18 protein-coding genes are annotated in these 21,034 nt (G+C 48.5%); 7 read left to right on the top strand and 11 right to left on the bottom strand.

Features of this window, described 5'->3' with window-relative positions:
- Nucleotides 1–24 precede the first annotated feature (24 nt).
- Nucleotides 25–429 carry a GNAT family N-acetyltransferase gene (locus FSU_RS11260; RefSeq protein WP_244263625.1) on the top strand — a complete coding sequence of 135 codons (405 nt, stop codon included), beginning with the start codon at nucleotides 25–27 and terminating at the stop codon, nucleotides 427–429.
- A gap of 303 nt (nucleotides 430–732) precedes the next feature.
- Here the strand turns inward: FSU_RS11260 and FSU_RS11250 are convergent, their stop codons facing one another.
- Both FSU_RS11250 and FSU_RS16210 read right to left on the bottom strand, forming a co-directional pair.
- The gene (locus tag FSU_RS11250; protein ID WP_014546529.1) at nucleotides 733–1,212 is read right to left on the bottom strand and encodes a methyltransferase family protein; all 480 of its coding nucleotides are present in this window, start codon (nucleotides 1,210–1,212) and stop codon (nucleotides 733–735) included.
- Nucleotides 1,213–1,232: 20 nt separating this feature from the next.
- Entirely contained in the window at nucleotides 1,233–1,436 is a 204-nt protein-coding gene (locus FSU_RS16210) for a flavodoxin family protein (protein WP_014546528.1), read from the bottom strand.
- A 182-nt stretch (nucleotides 1,437–1,618) separates the two neighbouring features.
- On the opposite strand from FSU_RS16210, the gene FSU_RS16125 reads away from it, so the two are divergent.
- Entirely contained in the window at nucleotides 1,619–1,786 is a 168-nt protein-coding gene (locus tag FSU_RS16125; RefSeq protein WP_014546527.1) for a TSCPD domain-containing protein, read from the top strand.
- 14 nt (nucleotides 1,787–1,800) lie between these two features.
- On the opposite strand, the gene FSU_RS11240 is transcribed toward FSU_RS16125, so the two are convergent.
- Nucleotides 1,801–4,455, bottom strand: coding sequence for a TIGR02171 family lipoprotein (locus FSU_RS11240; protein WP_244263624.1), 2,655 nt, complete (start codon nucleotides 4,453–4,455; stop codon nucleotides 1,801–1,803).
- Nucleotides 4,456–4,578: 123 nt separating this feature from the next.
- A complete protein-coding gene (locus tag FSU_RS11235) occupies nucleotides 4,579–5,112 on the bottom strand; it encodes a flavodoxin family protein (RefSeq protein WP_014546525.1) in 534 nt (177 codons plus the stop codon).
- Between the two features lie 232 nt (nucleotides 5,113–5,344).
- On the opposite strand from FSU_RS11235, the gene FSU_RS11230 reads away from it, so the two are divergent.
- Genes FSU_RS11230 through FSU_RS11220 form a run of 3 tightly spaced genes read left to right on the top strand, consistent with a single transcriptional unit; the run spans nucleotide 5,345 to nucleotide 7,810 of the window.
- The gene (locus FSU_RS11230; protein WP_015732141.1) at nucleotides 5,345–5,590 is read left to right on the top strand and encodes a TIGR03905 family TSCPD domain-containing protein; all 246 of its coding nucleotides are present in this window, start codon (nucleotides 5,345–5,347) and stop codon (nucleotides 5,588–5,590) included.
- Nucleotides 5,591–5,614: 24 nt separating this feature from the next.
- Nucleotides 5,615–7,402: an RDD family protein gene (locus FSU_RS15950; RefSeq protein ID WP_015732140.1), complete on the top strand. Its 1,788-nt coding sequence runs from the start codon at nucleotides 5,615–5,617 to the stop codon at nucleotides 7,400–7,402.
- A gap of 42 nt (nucleotides 7,403–7,444) precedes the next feature.
- A complete protein-coding gene (locus tag FSU_RS11220; protein WP_014546523.1) occupies nucleotides 7,445–7,810 on the top strand; it encodes a cupin domain-containing protein in 366 nt (121 codons plus the stop codon).
- Nucleotides 7,811–7,865: 55 nt separating this feature from the next.
- On the opposite strand, the gene rseP is transcribed toward FSU_RS11220, so the two are convergent.
- From rseP to dxr, 5 genes are all read right to left on the bottom strand, one after another.
- Nucleotides 7,866–9,248, bottom strand: coding sequence for an RIP metalloprotease RseP (gene rseP, locus FSU_RS11215; RefSeq protein ID WP_014546522.1), 1,383 nt, complete (start codon nucleotides 9,246–9,248; stop codon nucleotides 7,866–7,868).
- A 166-nt stretch (nucleotides 9,249–9,414) separates the two neighbouring features.
- Nucleotides 9,415–11,412, bottom strand: a complete 1,998-nt coding sequence (locus tag FSU_RS11210) for a glycoside hydrolase family 9 protein (RefSeq protein ID WP_014546521.1) — start codon at nucleotides 11,410–11,412, stop codon at nucleotides 9,415–9,417.
- A 223-nt stretch (nucleotides 11,413–11,635) separates the two neighbouring features.
- Nucleotides 11,636–13,498 (bottom strand): glycoside hydrolase family 9 protein, encoded by a 1,863-nt coding sequence (locus FSU_RS11205; protein WP_014546520.1) that lies wholly within the window; start codon nucleotides 13,496–13,498, stop codon nucleotides 11,636–11,638.
- Nucleotides 13,499–13,619: 121 nt separating this feature from the next.
- On the bottom strand, nucleotides 13,620–14,807 hold the full coding sequence (locus FSU_RS11200) for an alpha/beta hydrolase (protein WP_014546519.1): 1,188 nt from the start codon (nucleotides 14,805–14,807) through the stop codon (nucleotides 13,620–13,622).
- A gap of 125 nt (nucleotides 14,808–14,932) precedes the next feature.
- Nucleotides 14,933–16,081, bottom strand: a complete 1,149-nt coding sequence (dxr, locus tag FSU_RS11195; protein ID WP_014546518.1) for a 1-deoxy-D-xylulose-5-phosphate reductoisomerase — start codon at nucleotides 16,079–16,081, stop codon at nucleotides 14,933–14,935.
- Nucleotides 16,082–16,238: 157 nt separating this feature from the next.
- Here dxr and FSU_RS15945 point away from each other — a divergent pair, with 157 nt between their 5' ends.
- The gene (locus FSU_RS15945; protein ID WP_015732137.1) at nucleotides 16,239–18,224 is read left to right on the top strand and encodes a formylglycine-generating enzyme family protein; all 1,986 of its coding nucleotides are present in this window, start codon (nucleotides 16,239–16,241) and stop codon (nucleotides 18,222–18,224) included.
- Nucleotides 18,225–19,352: a histidine phosphatase family protein gene (locus tag FSU_RS16120; RefSeq protein ID WP_014546515.1), complete on the top strand. Its 1,128-nt coding sequence runs from the start codon at nucleotides 18,225–18,227 to the stop codon at nucleotides 19,350–19,352.
- A 90-nt stretch (nucleotides 19,353–19,442) separates the two neighbouring features.
- Here FSU_RS16120 and FSU_RS11170 read toward each other — a convergent pair whose 3' ends face one another.
- Together FSU_RS11170 and FSU_RS11165 are read right to left on the bottom strand one after the other, a co-directional pair.
- The gene (locus tag FSU_RS11170) at nucleotides 19,443–20,324 is read right to left on the bottom strand and encodes a phosphatidate cytidylyltransferase (protein ID WP_014546514.1); all 882 of its coding nucleotides are present in this window, start codon (nucleotides 20,322–20,324) and stop codon (nucleotides 19,443–19,445) included.
- Nucleotides 20,317–21,027: an isoprenyl transferase gene (locus tag FSU_RS11165; RefSeq protein WP_014546513.1), complete on the bottom strand. Its 711-nt coding sequence runs from the start codon at nucleotides 21,025–21,027 to the stop codon at nucleotides 20,317–20,319. The genes FSU_RS11170 and FSU_RS11165 overlap by 8 nt, the downstream gene beginning before the upstream one ends.
- Nucleotides 21,028–21,034: the final 7 nt, after the last annotated feature.

Below are 21,034 nucleotides of genomic sequence, written 5' to 3'. Positions count from 1 at the left end.
AACATGTTATATTTAAATGCAATTATGGCTATCTCATATAAAACAATTCATGATTTTTCGGAGCAAGATTTAAAAGATTTGTTTCTTTCGGTGGAATGGTCCTCGGGACATTTCCCAGACAAGCTCGTTATCGCAATGAAGAATTTCAAGACGGTCGTTTCGGCTTGGGACGGCGACAAGCTTGTCGGTATGATTTGCGCAATGGACGACGGCATCATGAATGCGTATGTTCATTATTTGCTTGTACGCCCGGAATACCAAGGAAAAGGCATCGGCAAGGCTCTTGTCGAAAAGGTCAAGGACGTGTACAAGGATTACTTGCGTATTGTCGTCGTGGCATACGACAAGGAAATAGACTTTTACGAATACTGCGGATTCAAGAAGGCAACTGACGCAAGCCCAATGTTCATCACAAGCTTGTGGACGTAATCTTTAGAACCGCTGAATTATCTACCGCAATACTAGCACTGAGTCTTTTATTTTCTTTTACAGGTCTAATTATATTTTGGCTTTTAAACATTTGTCCAATAAGAATCAATGTCTATAGCGATTCTTTTGAATTCGTTTATGTTTGCAGAAATAAGATTAAAGTGAAAGCCGAGAATATAAAGGTTCTGACAAAAGAAAACGATGCAAACGGATGGTATGTAATTCTATATATGCGAAAAAGATTTACACGAGTTTCTTCAGACGAATTTCCGAAATTGAAAAATCTACTGGACTTGTGATTTATCAGAACCTTCTTGAGTGTTTGCAATACTCTTCATATTCCTTGCCGAAGTCACGGCGAAGACGTTTTTCTTCGCTTAGCACCTGCACCATCATGATGGCAAAGAAGGCGACGAATACAGCGCAAGATTGCCAAGTCCATAGCCATACAGCGGCACCCACGAGATAAATAAGAGTTCCAGTAAGCATCGGATTGCGATTGATTTTGTACGGGCCATCAACCATCAGGTGTTGCGTACGCGGGGCCACTTCGTGGCCGAAAGCATCCATCGGATTCCCTTTGCCACGACTGCGCATATAGACGATTGTCCAAACGCTCAGCACAAGGCCCACAAGCATCACGACAGGCGCCACAACGCAGCGCCAAGTATCAACCGGCCAAAGCGCGGGCATTCCGGACGCAAGCCACATAATTGTCGGGATGAGCATCACAAAGAGAATCCCGCCCAACAAGTAGCCGATAAAATCACGAAAGCGTTTCATTTTTCCCTCCTCAATTATTATTAAAGACTTTGTCCTAACTCAAAAGCTTTCTGAGAAGTTAAGGCAAAGCACGAATTGCAACCGATGCAAGGATTGACTTTGTAATCGTGAACGGAAACAACTTCAACTTGATGCTTTTGCGAAGTACCCATCACAAACGATTCCACCAGTAAATCCGTATTGCCGCCCTTGCGCGGGCTACCCGAAAAAACAAGAATTTTCATACCTAAACCATTGCCATATAGTTTGTTGCTATAATCTATAAAAACAAACTCAAAATTGTTAAAGAGCCATGCCACGCGGTAAGACATTCTATATTTAATGTAAAAAAGCAATTCCTTTCAAGGAGATTCCGGTTCGAAGGCCGGAATGACAATGTAAAGGAGATGCCCGTTCAGTGGCGGGCATGACATACAAAACAAACAACGAGTTTATTATGGAAGAAACATTCCAGACAAAAGGCACATGCGCGACGATGATCCAGTTTACGCGCGATGGAGACAAAATTAGGAACATCCGCTTTACGGGCGGATGCAACGGCAACCTCAAGGCGATTGCAAAACTAGAAGCGTAATAAAGAGACGACTCCTAATCGAGCGTCATTAAGAGCGAATCAACACGGTGCGTCATCTGTGTTGCACCAACAGGGCAAAGGTGCTGCTGATCATCTGCCATACTATCTGGATAATCATGATCACCCATCTTGTTTTCGTCCATCACAATAAAATGAGGGTATTTCTCATGCATGGCGGTCAAGACCTTCGTCAAAGAATCGGCTACACTTCGGCGCGTGCCATAACAGGCGAAACGACCTGTTTTCTTATAATTCGGACTCACAGGGAAAACTATCCCTATGACGTATATATCCCGCTTATCCGCCGTTTCAATGAGATTAACAAGAGTATCCATCGCCATTTTAATACCACGCGGAGTAAGCGAAGTCGAATCCCAGCCACAAACACTAGTTCCCCATCCATTGCAACTTCCTACCGACCAATAGCCCATGTTTTCCCTCAAGGCCACCCCATTCTGGTCGCTATACCCGTCTTCGGTCAGTTCAGCAAGCCCTTCTGGAATCCCTGACGCCCAGTATCCATGATTTTTGTCATAGATATAGCCCGGGAAACTCTTGTAGTTCGAATAGAAGAAATTATGGTCCGATTCCGGCCCATAGCGCCACAAATCATAATCCAGCGACAAAATAATATAGCGCAAATTCTTGACATGCGGGTAAACATAATGGTCTAGGTAGAACTTAGACTCATAAATACCGCTCGGCGTCTGCGCCAAATTCAGGACAAAGAATTTTTCATTAAACTGCTTAGGAACAATGCCATCTAGGGGCCTAGAAGATCCAAGCACAATGACATTCGCCTGGTCGTGGAAATTCCACAGGAGTTCCATATTGTTACGCATCAGGCCGTTGCCCACAGCCCCGTATTTGGAATTCAGGTACATTCCAGCGCTATCAGGATCTAGAACAAACAAAATTTCAGCCGACGTCGAAGATTCAACGGTTTTACTCGAAGAAGAACTTTCTTGCGTTACAATTTTCTTCTGCTTTACCCACAGGCAGGGGTGCCAGAGTTCAGAGCCTTCCGCAAGTTCCATAACCTTATTAGAGGCAACATCCACCAGTGCAATTTTCTGGTGTACACCGTTTGCATTGGCAAGCGTAGCAACCGCGAAATTTTTATCGGCCACCCATTCCGCATGATCAAACGTATAGCCCTTCGGCGACTCTATCGACTGCACCAGCTTCCCTGTACTGTCCGCAATCAGCAACATTTCATGTACGGAATATTTCTTACCCACAAACGCAGCACCCGTTTTTCCCGCAAAGTCAAGGAACATCGTTCTATCACGGCCATCCCTTGAAAGCGAAACATTACAGGCCTGCTCTCCATTATACCACAACTCATTATTTTGCGATTTATCCGTAAACCGTGTTGCACGCAACAAGGACGCCCCTGTCACGGCAAAACCTTTTTCAAAGGAAAGTCCGCCATGAAAACTTCCCTGGAGCACTTTTTTCGGCGTTCCAAATTTTCCATCTTTAAATGGAACATACCATGTACTATATTCGTTCCAAGTCGATTCAGACTTATTCGTTCCCGGATTTGTAACAAAAACAATCACGGTATCGCCATTATCCAAGATTCGCCATCGCGGAATTGCCGCCCCCTCAACATTCAACTTGACAAGCCCCGAGCCAGACTCTTCTAATTTGCGAACATACACCGACGACTCGCCCGCGACACCTTCAAGCCCCGTACAGAACGCAACATACTTGCCATCGGGAGAAACATCGGGATGGTACGAATCAATATCGTCCTGTATCTCCACAACGGAATTTGCCGCATTCGCGTAATTAATGTAGGCAATATTACCGGTTTCGTCATTTCGGAAAACAAGCTTAGCCTGATAGGTTCCGAACAGATTGCGAATATTTTCCGCCAAGGCTAACGGAGTAACAACCGACGTTACCGCACCACTCGAAGGATTGAACCAAACCGCATTTTCAATCTTTCCCCAAACCAGACGAAAGCCAACATATTCCGCCTTCGAAAGGGGCGTCACCGTATAGAAATCTCCGCGAGCATATAGTGGGACATTTTCCTTTACAAACGAGCTTCCCTTGAGGATTTTTTCGTCCATTCCGTTGGCATTCGCTGCGCCAACAAAGTTTTCAATAGTCGTATCGGCAAAAAAGCCCTTCCAGTCGTTCACCCATTCCTTGAGTTTTCCACTAATGTCGTCAGAACGAGTATTGGCGACAAACATCCATTCGGCCTCGGTCGGCAAGCGAAAGCCCCAAACATCATAATTCGTCTTCAAACCAACGAGATTTTCGCACGACTTATCTTCAGCAAATTGAGCTTTGCTATAGGTATAAACCGTATCCATCTTATATTTTTTGCTCAAAGCATTCGCGTACAGGACCGCATCATAAAATGTCACATTTGCTTGCGGATAATCAAAAGAATCCTTCTTGAAGGAACGATTCATCAGTTGGCCAAATTCGCCTTGAGTCACCTCGTGGACCCCGACACAGAAATCGTAGTCGAAATAAACCTTCATGGCAGGTTGTTCATCGGCTTTCGCTGTTTTCGACATTGTCCCAAGAACAGTTGTCTTTCCTTTTGAGTGAATATAAGCAAAGCCTTCTACAGGAACTTCTTCTTCGGAAGAGGCCTCTTTTTTTGAAATACCTTCGCTATCGCTGCATCCCCAAAAAAACATTACCAGAATTGGCAATGTTATTCTGCACAGCATTTTATGAATTGACGTAAATACAATCATACAACACCCCTCCCTAAATTAACATTTTTAGGGAGAGGCGTATATTCGTATTTTCCGAAACAATTAAAGATTTTGTCCTAACTCAAAAGCTTTCTGGAGAGAGTCTCCGTTCTTGACATCGCCTTTATCTTTTGCGCCACGCACAAGCACCTGGCCCATGTCCTGCAGCTTGAAGAAGTTGAGGCAAAGCTTGTACTGCGTGAGGATGCCGTTGAACAGTTCCGGGAGCGATGCCGCGCCCACCAAGAGGAGCGCCATCTTGTGGATGTGAAAAGTATCCCGAACCGGATTGTGGAAACGGTCAATGACAGTCTTCAGCTGGGCGCTCAACCCATAGAAATACACCGGCGATGCAATCACGAGCATTTCGGCATTCGCCATTTTATCGTAGACGATATGCATATCATCTTTCTGGCAGCACTTGTGGTCTTCGCGGGCAAAGCACGAATTGCAACCAATACAAGGATTGACTTTGTAATCGTGAACCGAAACGACTTCGACTTGATGCTTTTGCGAAGCTCCCTTCACAAACGATTCTACCAGCAAATCCGTATTGCCGCCCTTGCGCGGGCTACCCGAAAGAACAAGAATATTCATACCTAAACCATTGCCATATAGTTTGTTGCTATAATCTATAAAAATAAACTCAATATTGCCATGTCGCCACGTTCAGTGACAAGACATTCTATATTTAACGCGGGAAAAAGGTCCTTTCAAGGAGATTCCGGCTCGTCCCCGTCAAGCGAGGACAGGTAGGCCGGAATAACAATGTAAAGGAGATGCCCGTTCAGTGGCGGGCATGACATACAAAACAAACAACGGGTTTATTATGGAAGAGACATTCAAGACAAAAGGCACATGCGCAACGACGATTCAGTTCACGCGTGACGGAGACATCATCCGCAACATCCGCTTTACAGGAGGATGCAACGGGAACCTCAAGGCGATTGCAAAACTTTGCGAAGGCATGAAAGCCGAAGACATTGCAGCCAAGCTGCTCGGAAACACCTGTGGCGGAAAGCCGACCTCTTGCGCAGACCAGATCGCCCGTGCCGTTCTCGGGATGCAAGCTTAATTTTTTACGAGAAGGAGAAAAATAATGGATGAGACAACCGCCATAAAATTGGCCACACGAAAGAGAAGATTTTTCGCATTTTTGATAGATGCCTTAATCATCGGCGTATTCGGCAATATGATCGGATGGTCATTTGAAGATGCGCTTTTGCAACTCGGGAGTTACGGGAAAGCAATCGGCGTCGCGACCATTCTACTTTATTTCGGGATTTGCAACAGTAAGCTTATGAACGGGCAGACGCTCGGAAAGATGCTGTTAAATATTCGCGTTGTAGACAAAAATTCCAATTACATTTCTGTTGCGAAAGCAATTTTGAGAGCATTGCCTTTTGCCCTTTACATTTTGCTAAACGGCTTGCCGGTTTCTGATTCTACGGACCTTTATCCAAGTCTCATTCTCGGCACAATCCTATTTTCAATTCCAATTCTTGAAGTTTACTTTGCCATAGCCAACAACAAATCCTTGCAGTCCTTACACGACTTGATTGCCAAGACTTACGTCATCTCTGCCAAAAGTGAAGGTAGTATCGACTTTACCAACAACAAGGCAATTCTTTATGCAGGATTCGCACTGCCGATTTTAATTTTAGCAGTAGTCTTCGCAGGCAGTTCTGCAGTTTCAAACAAGCTTATATATGTTAAGGACATGCAAAAGATTGTTAGCGTCGCAAGCCAAGAGCTCCCGATTTCAAGTATAACCATGTACCGTAACAAAACCGAAACCACAAATTTCAACGGAGAGACTACACAAACCAAGCTCATCCAAGTCTCCGCCACCAAGAAAAACAAAGACGAAAACGACACATTGTTGGCCGTAAAAATTGCAAAAATTATTTTTGACTCTGGATTTACATTTGAAGAAGACGAAAACCTATTCATCGCCATCATTTATGGCTACGATATCGGTATTGCCAGTAATTATTCTTCGAGTACATTCAATGATTCTATTGAGGCATGGAAAAGCGTTTCAAAGAAAATAGGCGTTTTAAACAAAATAGCAAAAAGTCACCACAACAAGTCTGTTCTAAAAGATGATTTTTGGAGATACATTGCAGGCTCCCAGTATATTGTATCCGGCACACTCAACGTTGACACAAACAAAATCAACGAAATCAGAAATTCCAAAACAGCATTCTATGAATTCAAATTTACCGTAGATTCTGTTTTTAAGGGAGGCCTTCAAGCAAAAGAAATCATCATCCGAAAAACAATCTGTAGCAAAGATGAAAAAACTAATCGTTGTAACGATTCAAACCTCGTTTTATTCAATGGTCAGAAAATCATTGCTCCGATAAACATTAGCTACACGAATCCGGCACAGTTTGCCTTCGCACGAAGCACCTCTAAATCCATTTTACTAGAAAATGACGAAAACAAGACAAGAGTCCTCAACGAAATTGCAAAGCAAAAAGACATCATTGAAAACAAGCTCTACGCGGAAGCTTGCCCGATTACACAACACGCTGATTCCGTAAAAGCGCTTATTGAAGATATGCTAGTAGCCTCAAAAGCAGAAGACGCCTACACACAATTAGAGAAACTAGGTAGACACGCACTCCCTGCAATAATCTGTCAAATGGATGACCGCAGGGAACTCGCTATAAAAAGCATCACGTTACAAAACAACTACCCAGGCGCAACACAGCCTTCAAGGCATTACACGCCCCAAGTTGTCGTTGATGTACTTGTAGCCCTGTTGCACCAAGCCGTTGGAAACGATTTCGGGTTCATTCAAAACGGAGCAAGCGAAGAAGAGCGTACCAAGACCATCAATGGCTGGAGAATATTTTTGTGGTACCTGATAAACGGGTAGCGCGCCACAAAGATTCAAAAAAGAGCTATCTTTGCAAACGAAATGGAACTGATTAAAAAGTACGACATAACGGTTTTGTGCAACCCCGGAGTGGAGTCTGCACAGTTGCTCACGCCCGAGAACAGCAGATCAGAAAAGGTTTCGGTCACGAAAGTTTCTGTGATGCCGGGTGCAGAACAGCCGCGCCATAAGCATTATACGTCGGAACAGGTATGGGTCGCGGTTCAGGGCCGTGGAGTCCTGTTACTCGCCGACGATAAGGAAGTTCCGTTTGAAGCAGGCGACGTCGTGCGCTTTGCAGAAAAGGAAATTCACGGGTTGCGCAATATGGGACCCGAGATTTTTGAATACATTTGCATCAGTACGCCGCCGATGAATTTCGCGTACGCGTACATGCAGGCGAGATAAATGGAAATTCCCCGTTAGGGGAAGACAGTAAAGGCGGCTCAATGGCCGCCAATTTTTATTTCAAGAAGAGCGAGATTTTCCCGAAATCAAGAATCGTGATGAACACAAAGAAGCTGATGAAGAAAGCCGCCGCGACGTTCTGGATTACGGATTGTGTCTTGAGGCTCAGAGGCTTGCCGCGCACTTTTTCTATGCCGAGGAACAAGAGGAGACCGCCATCGGTAATGGCAAGCGGGAGCAAGTTCATCACGCCGAGGTTAATGCTGATAAGCGCAAGAAGCATGAGGAAGTCCTGGAAACCGCTCATCCACACGTTGCCCATCACGGCGACAATTGAGACCGGACCGGAGAATGCGTCAACCTTGACCTGGCCTTGGAACAAACGCTTGAAATAGCGGAAGATGCTCGTCGTCATTTTCCAGCTCGTAGCGCAAGTCTTTTCAAAAGCTTCAATCGGACCACGACGCACAAGATGCGTTTCACTAAACATCACATAGCCCATCTGGATACCTACAATGTAGCGTTTGAATTCTTCATTGTAAGCGGGCGTCATCTTCACGTCAACTTTCTTGCCATCGCGCAAAAGCGTCACGTTGACTTCGGCACCTTTGGAACCATCAATCAAACGAACAACTTCTTCGTAACGCGAAATATGTTCACCATTGATTTCAAAAATCGTGTCACCACGCATGATTCCCGCTTTTTGCGCTGCAGAACCTTCTTTAGGTGGCAAACGGACTATCACGCGGTTGCGCGGATAAATGCCGATATCGCCAATGCCCATTTTAATCGGGTCGGATGTGGAATCTGCAGCCGGAATCACGAGTTCTTGCGGAACGACCTTAATGGCAAGCGGTTCGCCGCCACGATGTACTTCAAGCATCACATCGGCACCAAGGCTCACGCCAATCTGTTCGCGGAAATCGTCCCAACCTTGCGTTTCCTTGCCATTGATAGCGGTAATCGTATCGCCCGGCTGGATGCCTGCAATTTCGGCAGAAGAATTTTTCGCCACAAAACCGATGATAAGGTTCTTGTTATCCGGTTCCTGGACGCCGACCATGTAAAGGAAAATCAAAAGAATAAATGCAAATGCGATATTCACAAATGGACCCGCAAACGCAATCGCTGCGCGAGCGCCAACAGACTTTCCCAGAAAATCATCTTGCGAAGGACCTTTACCATCTTCAATGCTATCCGGATTTTCACCCGCCATGGCAACATAGCCGCCAAAGGGAATCGCCGAGATGCAATATTCCGTCTCGCCTTTCTTGAATCGGAAAAGCTTTTTGCCAAAGCCCACAGAGAAAGTATTAACGCGGACCTTGTTCCACTTGGCGACAATAAAATGACCCAGTTCGTGAATCGTCACGAGGAAGCTCAACGCCAGGAGCCCCAAAATAAACATCAATAAATTATTCAAAATACTAGAAATCATACAGTCAATTTAGTAATTATAATCAAGCGCGATGTAACGCAATTACAAGTATATAAGGAGATGCCCGCTTACTTCGACCGCGCTCAGCACAGGCTCCGGCGGGCATGACACAAAAAACGGCGCCCCGAATGGAGCACCGTTTTGCATTCTATGAATATGAGAGAATTTACTTAATGCGATGGCCCTTGAGGTCAAAGCGCTTGCCGTTCTTTTCAATGAAGACTTTTTGGTCATCGAAGCGGAGACGCGGCTGAGTTGAGCGCATCATTCTAGATTCGACCGGAGCGTGAATTGCAATCGTGCCCTGAGAGCTAGAGGAACTTGCGACCGTCTCAGAAGAAGAGGAATTGCCAGAAATCGCGGAAGAACTACTTGCAACTTCAGAGGAGGAACTCTGCGGAACGCTCGAAGAAGAGCTTGCGGGAGCTTCGGAAGAGCTCGATGCAGGTACATCCTGTTTTGCAACGCCTGCGGCGGCAAATTCCGGAGCATAGCCGGAGTTGATAGCTTCGATAGCGCCAGCGAGATATGCGAGCGGAGCGTTCCAGTTGATAGCGACTTCGTTCGTAGCATAGCTGCAGTGCTGATCGGTGTAAGCGGTAGCGGCCTGACCCGTGCGGTAATCGGCACACTTCCATTCGGCGGCAGAACCAACGTCTTCGCCGCCAGGCTGCGGGCCACCCACAAGCATACCCGGGATCGGTTCTTCTATGTTATCCGAAGTACTCGGGCGGTGGTGCGGCATTTTCGGAGACTTGGAGCCGTAACCCGTCACGAAAGACATGTCAAGCGGGTTCTTGCCGAGCAAGTAATCAAGAACCTTGACGGCAGCCTTGTAATACTTCTGTTCGCCCGTGAGGTAGTAGGCATGCAACAGCCAAACGCCCTGATTGGAGGCAACCGCATTGGAACCCCATACAAAGTCATCCTTTGCCATCACGACGCCAAAGCCTTTTTCGGCGCGGTTAGCAAAGTTGTCTGCCGTGCCCAAGATTTTCTGCTTAGCTTCGTTTGCATCGCCACCAAATTGCGCCTGATGCGTAGCCTTTTCGTACGTGGCAAGGCCCATGACATCGCCCCAGTAAGAGACGTATTCCGAAGAGCCGGACTGCTTGTAAGAAGCATCACCCGTCGTGATGAAGAGTTCTGTCCCGGCAAGAACCTTTTCGTCGTTCGGATTGTCGTTTTCGTAGGCACCCGTCGAGACATCCGACGGATTAGCGAGATAGTTGCGGCTCGGGTTCTGCTGGCCCCAAGCGTAAGCTTTTTTAGCGGCTTCAAGACACTTGGAAGCGTAAGTGGCGTCGAACGGCTTGTAAATGCGGGAAGCCATAGCCATCACGGCAGCAAAGTCAAACGTACCCGCCGTGCTCTTACCGATTGCATAAAGCTTGGAATTGTCGGCAGCCGGCATCACATCGCCCGGGAAGCCGAGAGAAGTGAGCTTGTGGTAGACGCCGCCATCGGACGCCTGCATGGTGAGCATCCAGTCGAGATTGTACTTGATTTCGGCAAGCAAATCCGGGAGGGAGCCTTCGGCCGGAATGTTCCACTTGAGCGTTTTGAAATACTGCGGGAAGTGTTCGTAAAGAGAGAGGAGCGTGTAGGTCGTGATGCCCGAATTCACAATGTAACGACCGTAGTCGCCAGCATCGTACCAGCCCTTGCTGGAATTGATCGTACCCGAAGCACCCGTAGAATTGTGAAGTTCGGCGGTCGGATTCGTGTGTCCGGCTGCGCGGGCCCACTTGCCTGCATACTGGCTTTCGAGAGCCATGGAAGCGCGCTGGTAGTAGAACCACTTGATGGAAGCCTTGACGATATCTTCGTACGTCTGGGATTTCACGACGAGATCAGAACGGAGCACGTTGCCGTTTACCTTGATGCTGTACTTGCCCGCTTCAGCAAGCTTGGAGAAATCGACGAGCTGGACATTCTGACCGCTCGCATCCCAGTAAGAAGCGGCCTTCGGCGTCACGGAGAGAACGACCTGGCCGGCGGCATTCACGAAATCCACGCTGCCGTTTGCATCAACCAAGGCGAGTTCCTTGAAGTCGCCCGGACGGTAGCCGATCTGGTTGATGTAGGCAGTCGCTGCGAAAGCTGGGGCTGCGACGAGCGCGGCAAGCGCTACGGACTTTAACGCATGATTCTTCACAAACATCCTCACTTAAAAAGTGCAAGTTTTAGCTCATATAATATAGAGCCGTTCAAGCACATTTTCTACCCGTGCAAACATCATTTTAAAGAAAAGTGTTGCAAGTGTTTGACAAGAAATTATGGATCCCGTCGCTACGCTCCAGGATGACGTGAAAAACGGCGTCCCGGGAGGGGCGCCGTTTCTGCATTCTATGAATATGGATTTTTGAGGTTCGTTTTCGAGGGCATTACTTCAGATGGTTGCCCTTGAGGTCAAAGCGCTTGCCGCTCTTTTCGATGAACACCTTCTGGTCGTCAAAGCGAAGACGCGGTGCATGTTCAACCTTACCACGATTTCTGGAAACAACAGGCTTGATTGCCGAAGTACCACCCTTCGCAACACCCGGTGCTGCAAAAGACGGAGCATAGCCTGCGTTCAAAGCTTCGAGAGCGCCCGCAATGTATGCAAACGGAGCATTCCAGTTGATAGCGACTTCGTTCGTGGCGTAGCTGCAACGATTATCCGTGTAAGATGTCGCTGGGACACCCGTTCTATAATCCTTGCATTCCCAAGACTTGGAACCGATATCTTCACCACCCGGCTGCGGACCGCCCACAATCATACCCGGCACAGGGTCCGTGATCTTATCAGCCGTACTCGGACGGTGGTGCGGAAGCTTCGGAGACTTCGTTCCAAAGCCAGTCAAGAAAGACATATCGAGCGGGTTTTTGCCAAGCAGGTAGTCAATGACCTTCTTGGCTGCTTCGTAATACTTCTGTTCGCCCGTGACGTAATAAGCGTAAAGAAGGAACACGCCTTGGTTACCGGCAACAGCATTGGAGCCCCAGACAAAGTCTTCATTCGACATCACAACACCAAAACCAGACGACGCAGCATAGGCAAATTCATTAGCATATTGCAAGAGCATCTGCTTAGCCGTTTCGGCATCAGCCCCAACTTCTGTAGCGTGGGTAGCAGCGGCATAAACCGCAAGACCATACATTTCGGGCCAAGCCGGAACAATACTCATCTTGTTTGGGTCGATTGTCGGCTTATAAGAAGCATCCCCCGTGGAAATGAACAGCTCCATGCTCGCAAAAGCCTTTTCATCGGAAAGTTCTCCATCGCTATAGGAACCTGTAGCAACATCAGACGGGTTGGTAAAAGCCTTGTTCGGATTCTGGAGGCCCCAGGCATAAGCCTTCTTGGCCGCCTCAAGGCACTGGGCTGCATAAGTCGCATCGAACGTCTTGAATACACGATATGTAGTAGCCATCACACCAGCAAAGTCAAACGAAGCCGCGGTTCCCTTACCAATCACATAAAGCTTTTCTGTATCCTTCGCAGGCATCACGTCGCCTGGGAACTGGAGCGTCGAAAGCTTGTGGTAAACGCCACCATCTGCAGCCTGCATCGTAAGCATCCAGTCAAGATTGTACTTGATTTCGGCAAGCAAATCCGGCAAAGTCCCTTCGGCCGGGATGTTCCACTTGAGCGTATTGAAATATTCCGGAAAATGTTCGTAAAGCGAAAGGAGCGTGTAAGTCGTAATACCCGAGTTCACGATATAACGGCCATAGTCACCAGCATCGTACCAGCCCTTGCTCGATTGAATCGTACCCGAAGTACCTGTAGAATTATGGAGCGTCACCGTCGAATTCGTATGGCCGGCAGCACGTTTCCACTGTCCCGCATACTGTTCTTCCAGTTCCATGGAGGCACGCTGGTAATAATACCACTTAAGTGCCGCCTTTGTGACATCTTCAAAAGTCTTGTCGGCAATCTTCAAGTCAGAACGCAGCACCTGGCCGCCCTGCTTGATGGAATAAGTTCCGGGAACAGTCAATGCCGTAAAATCAACAAGCTGAACATTCTGGGTGCTCGGAGCCCAATAAGAAGAAGCCTTCGGAGTCACCTGAAGCACCGTCTGGCCAGCGGCATTGACAATCTCGATATCGCCCGAGCCATCGACAAGCGCAAATTCCTTCGGGTCTGCCGGACGGTAACCGATTTGGTTGATATAGGCAGTCGCAGCATTCGCCACCGTAGCAAGCGAAAGTACCGTAGCGGCGAGGGGGATATACTGTTTTAAGCCAAAATTGAGCTTCATAAGACACTCCTTTCCATTTTCACAGTATATAATCTACCCTAAAAAAAACAGATTGCCCAACTTTTATTGAGCAATCTGGTTACAACTGTACCCAATGTGCGAAATCGCAAACTATTCGTTATCAACGTTTTACGAAGCCGAACGTGCGACGCACACCTTTTGAGGTCAAAGCGACAATATAATAAGCACCGGGTTTTAAACGGGAACCATCAAACATCGTAGATTTCATGACGAGCGTTCCTTTGAGGGTGTAAACGCAATAAGACTCGGGCTCCGCAAAAACGTGCGGAATACGCAACGCCAACGTGGAATCTATTTTGGGAGGATCCTCCTTGGGGACTTTTGCGGCCTTCGCCTCGCGTGCCGTATCAAAGAACTTGACCATCTTATCAAGGTTCGCATCAACATACATTTCGTTTCCGCCGTGCGTGCCGCCCGACACCGAGACAAGTTCCGTCACAACGTTATGAGCCTTGAGGGAATCGTAAAGTTCCTCGCTCTGTTCCTTATTCACAATCTGGTCGGAAGTCCCGTGAAAAAGGATAATCGGCGGATCGTCGTCACTTGCGTAATATGGCGAACTCGCCACCATCCATTTATCTTTATTTCCCTCACGTTCTGCACCAATAAAAGCGCCCTCATAAGTCCCCGATCCCATGAAATTGTTAATCGGGTTCATCGTGTAAATATCCGTCGGCGGAGACCACAGCGTCGCCGCATCAATGCAACTGCTGAACGAATTAAATTCGCCTAAATCGCCCACCAGGTCTACCGTCACCGAGCCGGATTTGCCTTCTTTCAAGCCACAGGTCGTTGCCACTAGACTGGACAAGTGACCGCCCGACGAAAATCCAGACACAGCCACAAAGTTCGTGTCAAACTTGTACTTGGCGGCATTACCACGGACAAAACGCACCACAGCCTTGAGGTCATGCAACTGCGCCGGGTAAACCGCATCGCTCGCGGAACGGTGATTCGGAGTGACCACAGCATAGCCCGCCTTGAGGAGAGCCGCGCAGATAGTGTTCAAGTCCGCAGAACCCTTGGAATTGTTCATGCTCCAGGCACTACCGTAAGTGTGGATTACGACCGGATACGAATCCTTGCTCTCCTTGGGCAAGTAAATATCCAGCGTATGGTAGACTTTGCCATCACCCACATAATTCACATCGGCAAACTTTTCAGAGTACTCCATCTTACTGTTGCCGGTTTGCGGGCCACCAAAGCCACCTCCCCCGAGACCACCGCCGCCCCATTGAGCGAACGCAGAAACAGCGGCAATGCATACCGCCATTGTCATCTTTTTCATACACACTCCAATCAACTGCCCCTAACACAGGAACCAGCTATAATAAATTTATATACAATAAAAGCCCCGCGAAAAAGCGGAGCTTCATTTCCATTGTTGAACTTTACAACTAGTTTGTGACCAGCTTACTTCAAGAAGCCTTCCGTCATGAGGCGGGCTTCCTTGTCGGCTTCGAGCACCTGTTCAAGCGAAAGATGACCAGTCACGTTCGGGGCCTTTTCCATCACCATTTCCACGTACTTCGGGATATCGGTGAACTTGAGGTTACCCTTGAGGAAACGGTCCACGAGAACTTCGTTTGCGGCGTTCATCATCGAAGGCACGATACCGCCACGGCGGCCTGCTTCAAAGGCGAGAGCGAGGCAACGGAACTTATTGAAGTCCGGTTCGAAGAACGTGAGCTTTGCAAGCGTAGGCAAGTCGAGGCGCTTGGTTTCAAGCTTGAGACGGTCAGGCCACGTGAGCGCCACCTGAATCGGGATGCGCATGTCGGGAGCGCCAAGCTGGGCCATCAAAGAACCATCGCGGAACTGTACAAGCGAATGCACCATGGACTGCGGGTGAACCACAACCTTGATCTGGTCATACGGAATGTGGAACAAGAAGTGAGCTTCAAGCACTTCAAGACCCTTGTTCATCATGGAAGCAGAGTCGATCGTAATCTTCTTGCCCATGCTCCACACCGGGTGATTCAAGGCGTCGGCGACAGTGATTTTTTCAAACTTTTCAATCGGCCATTCGCGGAATGGACCACCCGAAGCCGTGATTTCGAGGAATTCGACTTCGGATTCGCGCTTGCCACCTTCGAGGCACTGGAAAATGGCACTGTGTTCAGAGTCGATCGGCGTGATGAAAGACTTCGGATTTTCTGCAAGCTTGTCCCAAATGACCGGGCCTGCCATCACCATCGTTTCCTTATTTGCGAGGGCGACATGCTTGCCATGTTCAATCGCCGTAATCGTCGGGAGGCAGCCCACAGCACCCATCAAGGCGTTAATGATGATGTCCGCCTTCGGGTCGGCAGCGAGTTCACAGAGGCCTTCCATGCCGACAAGGACCTTTCGGCCAAGCACGATTTCGAGTTCTTTTGCGGCGACTTCGTTGAACATGCAAACACGTTCGACATTGTACTTGCGCACGATTTCTGCAACCTTGTTCACGCTGCTATTTGCAGCCACGGCATAAAGGTGGAACAAATCAGAATGCTGTTGAATGACATCAACGCTAGAGGTTCCGATAGAACCGGTGGCACCCAGGAGAACTACGTTTTTCATTTAAAAACCTCGATAATTGCAAGCTTTTTTATAAAGATAGAATAATAATTTTCATTTACAGCTCCGCTCCAAAAAAAACGCTTACAACAATTTACATTCCAAAGAAAATTTTTAGGGTATATTTTTACTGGGTTAGGTTTGCTCGAAGGAGGTGCATATGCGCATACTTTCCTCGGGTGTATATGCTGCGTGTTGTTGCGCAGTGGGGATGTTCATAGGGTGCTCGGATTCTTCGGACAACGGAGTCTCCGGAGAAAACAGTAATCTTTCTTCCGTTACAGATGATTTTGGAATTTCGTCCAGTTCCAGTTTTACAGGGAACGCAGGCGGTTCTTCGTCATCCGGGGATTTGATTTCTTCAGGAGCGGAGTCTTCAGCGGGGAATTCGGCAACGTCTTCCAGAATGCAAGGGAGTTCCTCGGGCTCAGTCAAAAGCTCTTCAAGCGTGCATCCGCACAGAAGTTCTTCTTCGGGAATCGAGCAAGGGAACTCCTCTAGTGCACATGCAAATTCCAGTTCTAGCGAGAGTTCCTTTGTTTATACTTCACCCGCAAATTTTGCAGACACGGTAAACGGAGTTGCCTTCAACATGGTCTATGTGGCTGGCGGCACTTACACGCGCGGCTGCGACAACTGCGCCGAGCCTGATAAAATTTACGAAACACCTTCGCATAAAGTAACAGTTAACGAATACCATATCGCACCAACCGAAGTAACGATAGCCCAATGGAACGCCGTCATGGGCGGGAAAAAAAATGCATGGGAATCGGACAAAGCTCCCAAAATCGGCGTGAGCTGGTTTGACGCCAACAATTACGCCTGCAAGCTTGGGCAAAAAACAGGGAGACAGTACCGACTGTTGACCGATGCCGAATGGGAATTTGCGGCCCGCGGTGGCAAAGACGGAATTGCAGACAAGTTTAAATTTTCAGGTAGTAACAACGTCGATGATGTGGCATGGTATTCCGAAAACAGCGGCGGAAAATCACACGATGTTGCCACTAAGAAACCAAACAAGCTTGGACTTTACGACATGAGCGGCAACTCGTGGGAATGGGTCTACGATTGGCTCGTAGCCTACACGGACGCAGACAAGGTAAATCCAGTACAGCTCACAGGAAGTGGCAACAAGACGCGAAGAGGCGGGAGTTACGGCGAGCCCGCGGATTTTGCGCGAGTGAGCCGTCGCGCCATCCGCAGCCGCGATGGCGCCGCAGACATGGGCTTTAGACTAGGCATGTCTACGGAACTCCCGCCGGGAATGGTAAGCCCCTGCGAAGCGGCAAATCCGTCTGCAGCCACCTGCCAAGGCGACAAGAATCGCGACTGCCGCTTGATTACCACCGCAGACGAAGCCTGGATCAGCGACGACTACACTGTCGTTATCGGAGAAAATGGTGTTGCGGCAGTTTCTGGCTTCCCGAATGTTTCAGGGCTGTGGTACACGCTCAATAACCGCAGTTTTAACGTTGTCACCAAGAGCGGCACAAAGACTTACGCTTACTACGTGTTCAGCGAAGATGAACTCACAATGATTAGCGATGACGGCATTCCATACCGTCTGTACAGGCGAGCCGCAAGCGAAGCTAAGAATAAAGTAAGTCTCCCGACCGTAAGCAATCCCAAGACTTTAGCACAGCTTATCGCCGCTGTAGAACCCGAACGCATCGTCACAGACGAGCAACTCGCCCACCCCGACACAAGCGTTCGCGACCCGCGCATTGCAGCCGCAAGCGGATACACGTGGTTTTTCGACGGGCGTTGCTGCGGCGGAAACCATAAGTACCGTTTCCACTTAGACAAGAGCGGCGATGCAGAATTTGTCGTCATGGACTACGATGACACCCACCACGAAAACATTCTCGCCAAAGGGCGCTGGTTCACCGTCGGAAATATCGGGCTACACATCGTTTTGAACGGCAAGTATTTCAACTACCTTTACACGGCGGGCGAACGCACCATGAGCTTCAGCGAATACATGCCGGCGGGCCCCATTTTCTGTCATATTTCATTCCAGAGCTATGAACGCGGCGACTTCCGCATTTTCAATAAGACTTTATTCGATGATAAAATCAAGCGCCCACGCGGCTTCAACGGAGAAAATCCAGTCTATGAAGCCGGCGATTACCAGTGGGGTTCGTAAATGAATAAACCTACACAAAGCGTGCTCTGCGCGATTGCGGCTTATCCCTTGTTCGCCGCAATCGCATACACGGCGATGCTTTCAGCCTGTGACAAAGCCACATCCACAACAGCTCCTGAAAGCACCGCTTCATCCTCTTTCACAACTACAACAATTGAGGAGCCATCAAGTTCAGCCATTCAACAAAGCTCATCGTCAAGCGGGCAAAAACAATTTTCCAGTTCATCACGAAGCACTCATCGGCGGTCTTCGTCTTCTGCAGTTCAAACAAGTTCATCCGCAATTTCATCATCGCAAGAGACGCCAGTTTCTTCGTCTTCAGATGTAGCAAAATCTTCCAGTTCCTCGCAAACATCGCTACCAGCAAAAGAGATTTCGCTTGACGAGAACGGTTTTGCAACTGTCGCCGACGTCTACAAGAGTCTTACCGCAGACGAAAAAGCAGTCTTCATCATTCGACATTCCGAGCGCGAAGACAATGTCGCCATAGAAACGGAACTCACCGCTAACGGCGTAAAAATGGCCCAAAATTTAGGTACCACGCTCAAGAGCGACGAGGAATTTAGTTACATCACTTCGGGATTCGTGCGCACCAACGAGACTGCAAACAACATTTCAAAAGGCCGTGGAGAAGCAAGCCTTCCAAAGCTCATCACGAGCTACGATATTACCGGGAACTGGTTTCTGAAAATCTCCGCCGACGAACTATCCGCATACGGGACAAAGCTTGGCATGCAAGGCGGTTCTGTCGAACTCATGGCCCACTGGGCTTACGAAGGTGGCTACACAGACGCGCTTTACGAACTCACCCCACGCGCCGAAGAATTCATACAGAAAGTCATCCTCAAGAATTTACCCAAGTGGAAACGCGTAAGCATCATGGTCTCGCACGACATTTTCGTCATGCCGCTCGCCGTGTTCGGCTCCAAAGGCAAAGTCGCCTTGAAGTACCATGAAGATTACCACTGGATTAATTACATCGCCGGGCTTGCCATCATCATCGGGGCAGACAACAGCTTGCGCTATGTCCCGGTCAAAGGCGCAGATTCAGGCGTTATTGACTACCTCGCCATTTACATGGAGGAGCACGGCATGGGAGGCAAGAAGCCGTCAACCCCCAAAAGATAATCAAGAACTTAAACCTTGCAAAAAAAACAAGACCGTAACTGAGAGAATCAGTTACGGTCTTTTCAATGCTTTTGCGTAGCGCTTTTGTTTTTACACGATGGTCTTCAAGAAATCCATGAAGATGTATAGAGCAGGCGCCGCAAGGAGGAACGAGTCACAACGGTCGAGCACGCCGCCATGACCCACAAACAAGTTCCCAGAATCTTTGGTACCGCTCCAGCGCTTGAGAGCAGACATCAAAAGGTCGCCCACCTGGCCTGCCACCGTGATGAGGAGGCCAATGACGATTGCCGATGTCCAAGTGAAATTCATTTCAAACGAGCTGAGTGCAGCACTGCACTTGACCCAATAGGCAACCCATGCAATCGTTGCGATGGAACCTGCAATCGAGCCTTCCCAAGTCTTCTTCGGGCTGATGCTCGGCGCAAACAAATGACGGCCAAACGGTCCCTTGCCTGCTGCAAACTTGCCAAAGAAATACGCGACCGTATCACAGAGCCACACTGCAGTCATCACGAGAATGAACGGGTAGCAATGCTCAAAGCCCTGGCCATTGCCCATCATGAGCACGTTCATGCCACCCCAGAGCCCCACATACAGCGGAGCGCCGAGCTGCATCACAAGCCACGGGAACAAGTGGTCGATTTCAACCTTTGCGTAAGCAACGCCAATGTAAATGGCGAAAATGGCGAGGAAAGTCATGCCGACAACGTAAGGCACAGCCGGGAGTCCAAAATAACCACCCTTCGAAAGAGCCCACGCCAGCGTCAATGCCAAAGACGATGCAAACGAGAGGTAACGCATGTCCGGGCCTGCATACATCTTGGATGCCATGCGAGCCCATTCCCAGGCGCCCACAGCGCTCAAAAAGCACATCAGTCCAATGCGGCTAAAGTCGTTGAACCAAAGTAAAACAAAAACGATTGGAATAGCGATAAATGCAGTGATCAATCGCTGAGTCAAATTACTCATGAAGAACCTTCCCAAAACGGCGTTCGCGAGTATTAAAGAACTCGACCGCCTTCATGAACTCTTCCTTCGTGAAATCAGGCCAGAGCGTGTTCGTCACGTAGAACTCGCTATAGGCGGCCTGCCACAAAAGATAGTTGGAAAGCCTGAATTCGCCACCCGTACGGATAATCAAGTCCGGATCAGGAGCTCCCTTCAGGTATAAATGTTTGGCAAAAATTTCGTCATTGATTTCGTCGATGGAAAGCTTGCCTGCAGCAACTTCTGCCGCAATGCTCTTTGTCGCTTCGACGATTTCTTGACGACCGCCATAGGAGATGGCGAGGTTCAGCTGCATGCCCGTGTTGTTTGCCGTCTTATCAATTGCGGACTGGAGACTTGCACGCGGCTTTTCGGGAATACGGTTCATATTACCGATGACCGTGAGCTTCACGTTCTTTTCCATCAAGTCGGGGATTTCCTTAACCACCATCTCAATGAGAAGGTTCATCAGGTAATCCACTTCCTTTGACGGTCTGCCCCAGTTTTCGGAGCTGAACACGTACAATGTCATGTGTTCGAGCTTGAGGTTCACCCCCACTTCGACCGCATCGATTGTCGATTCAGTCCCCTTGCGGTGGCCTAAGAAACGTTCCAAGCCCCGGCTACGAGCCCAGCGCCCGTTGCCGTCCATAATGATTGCGACATGTCTAAGCTGATTTGCCACGCAAACC

It is taken from the genome of Fibrobacter succinogenes subsp. succinogenes S85, from assembly GCF_000146505.1.
Taxonomy (GTDB): Bacteria; Fibrobacterota; Fibrobacteria; order Fibrobacterales; family Fibrobacteraceae; genus Fibrobacter; species Fibrobacter succinogenes.
This window is presented reverse-complemented; position numbering and strand designations above follow the sequence as displayed.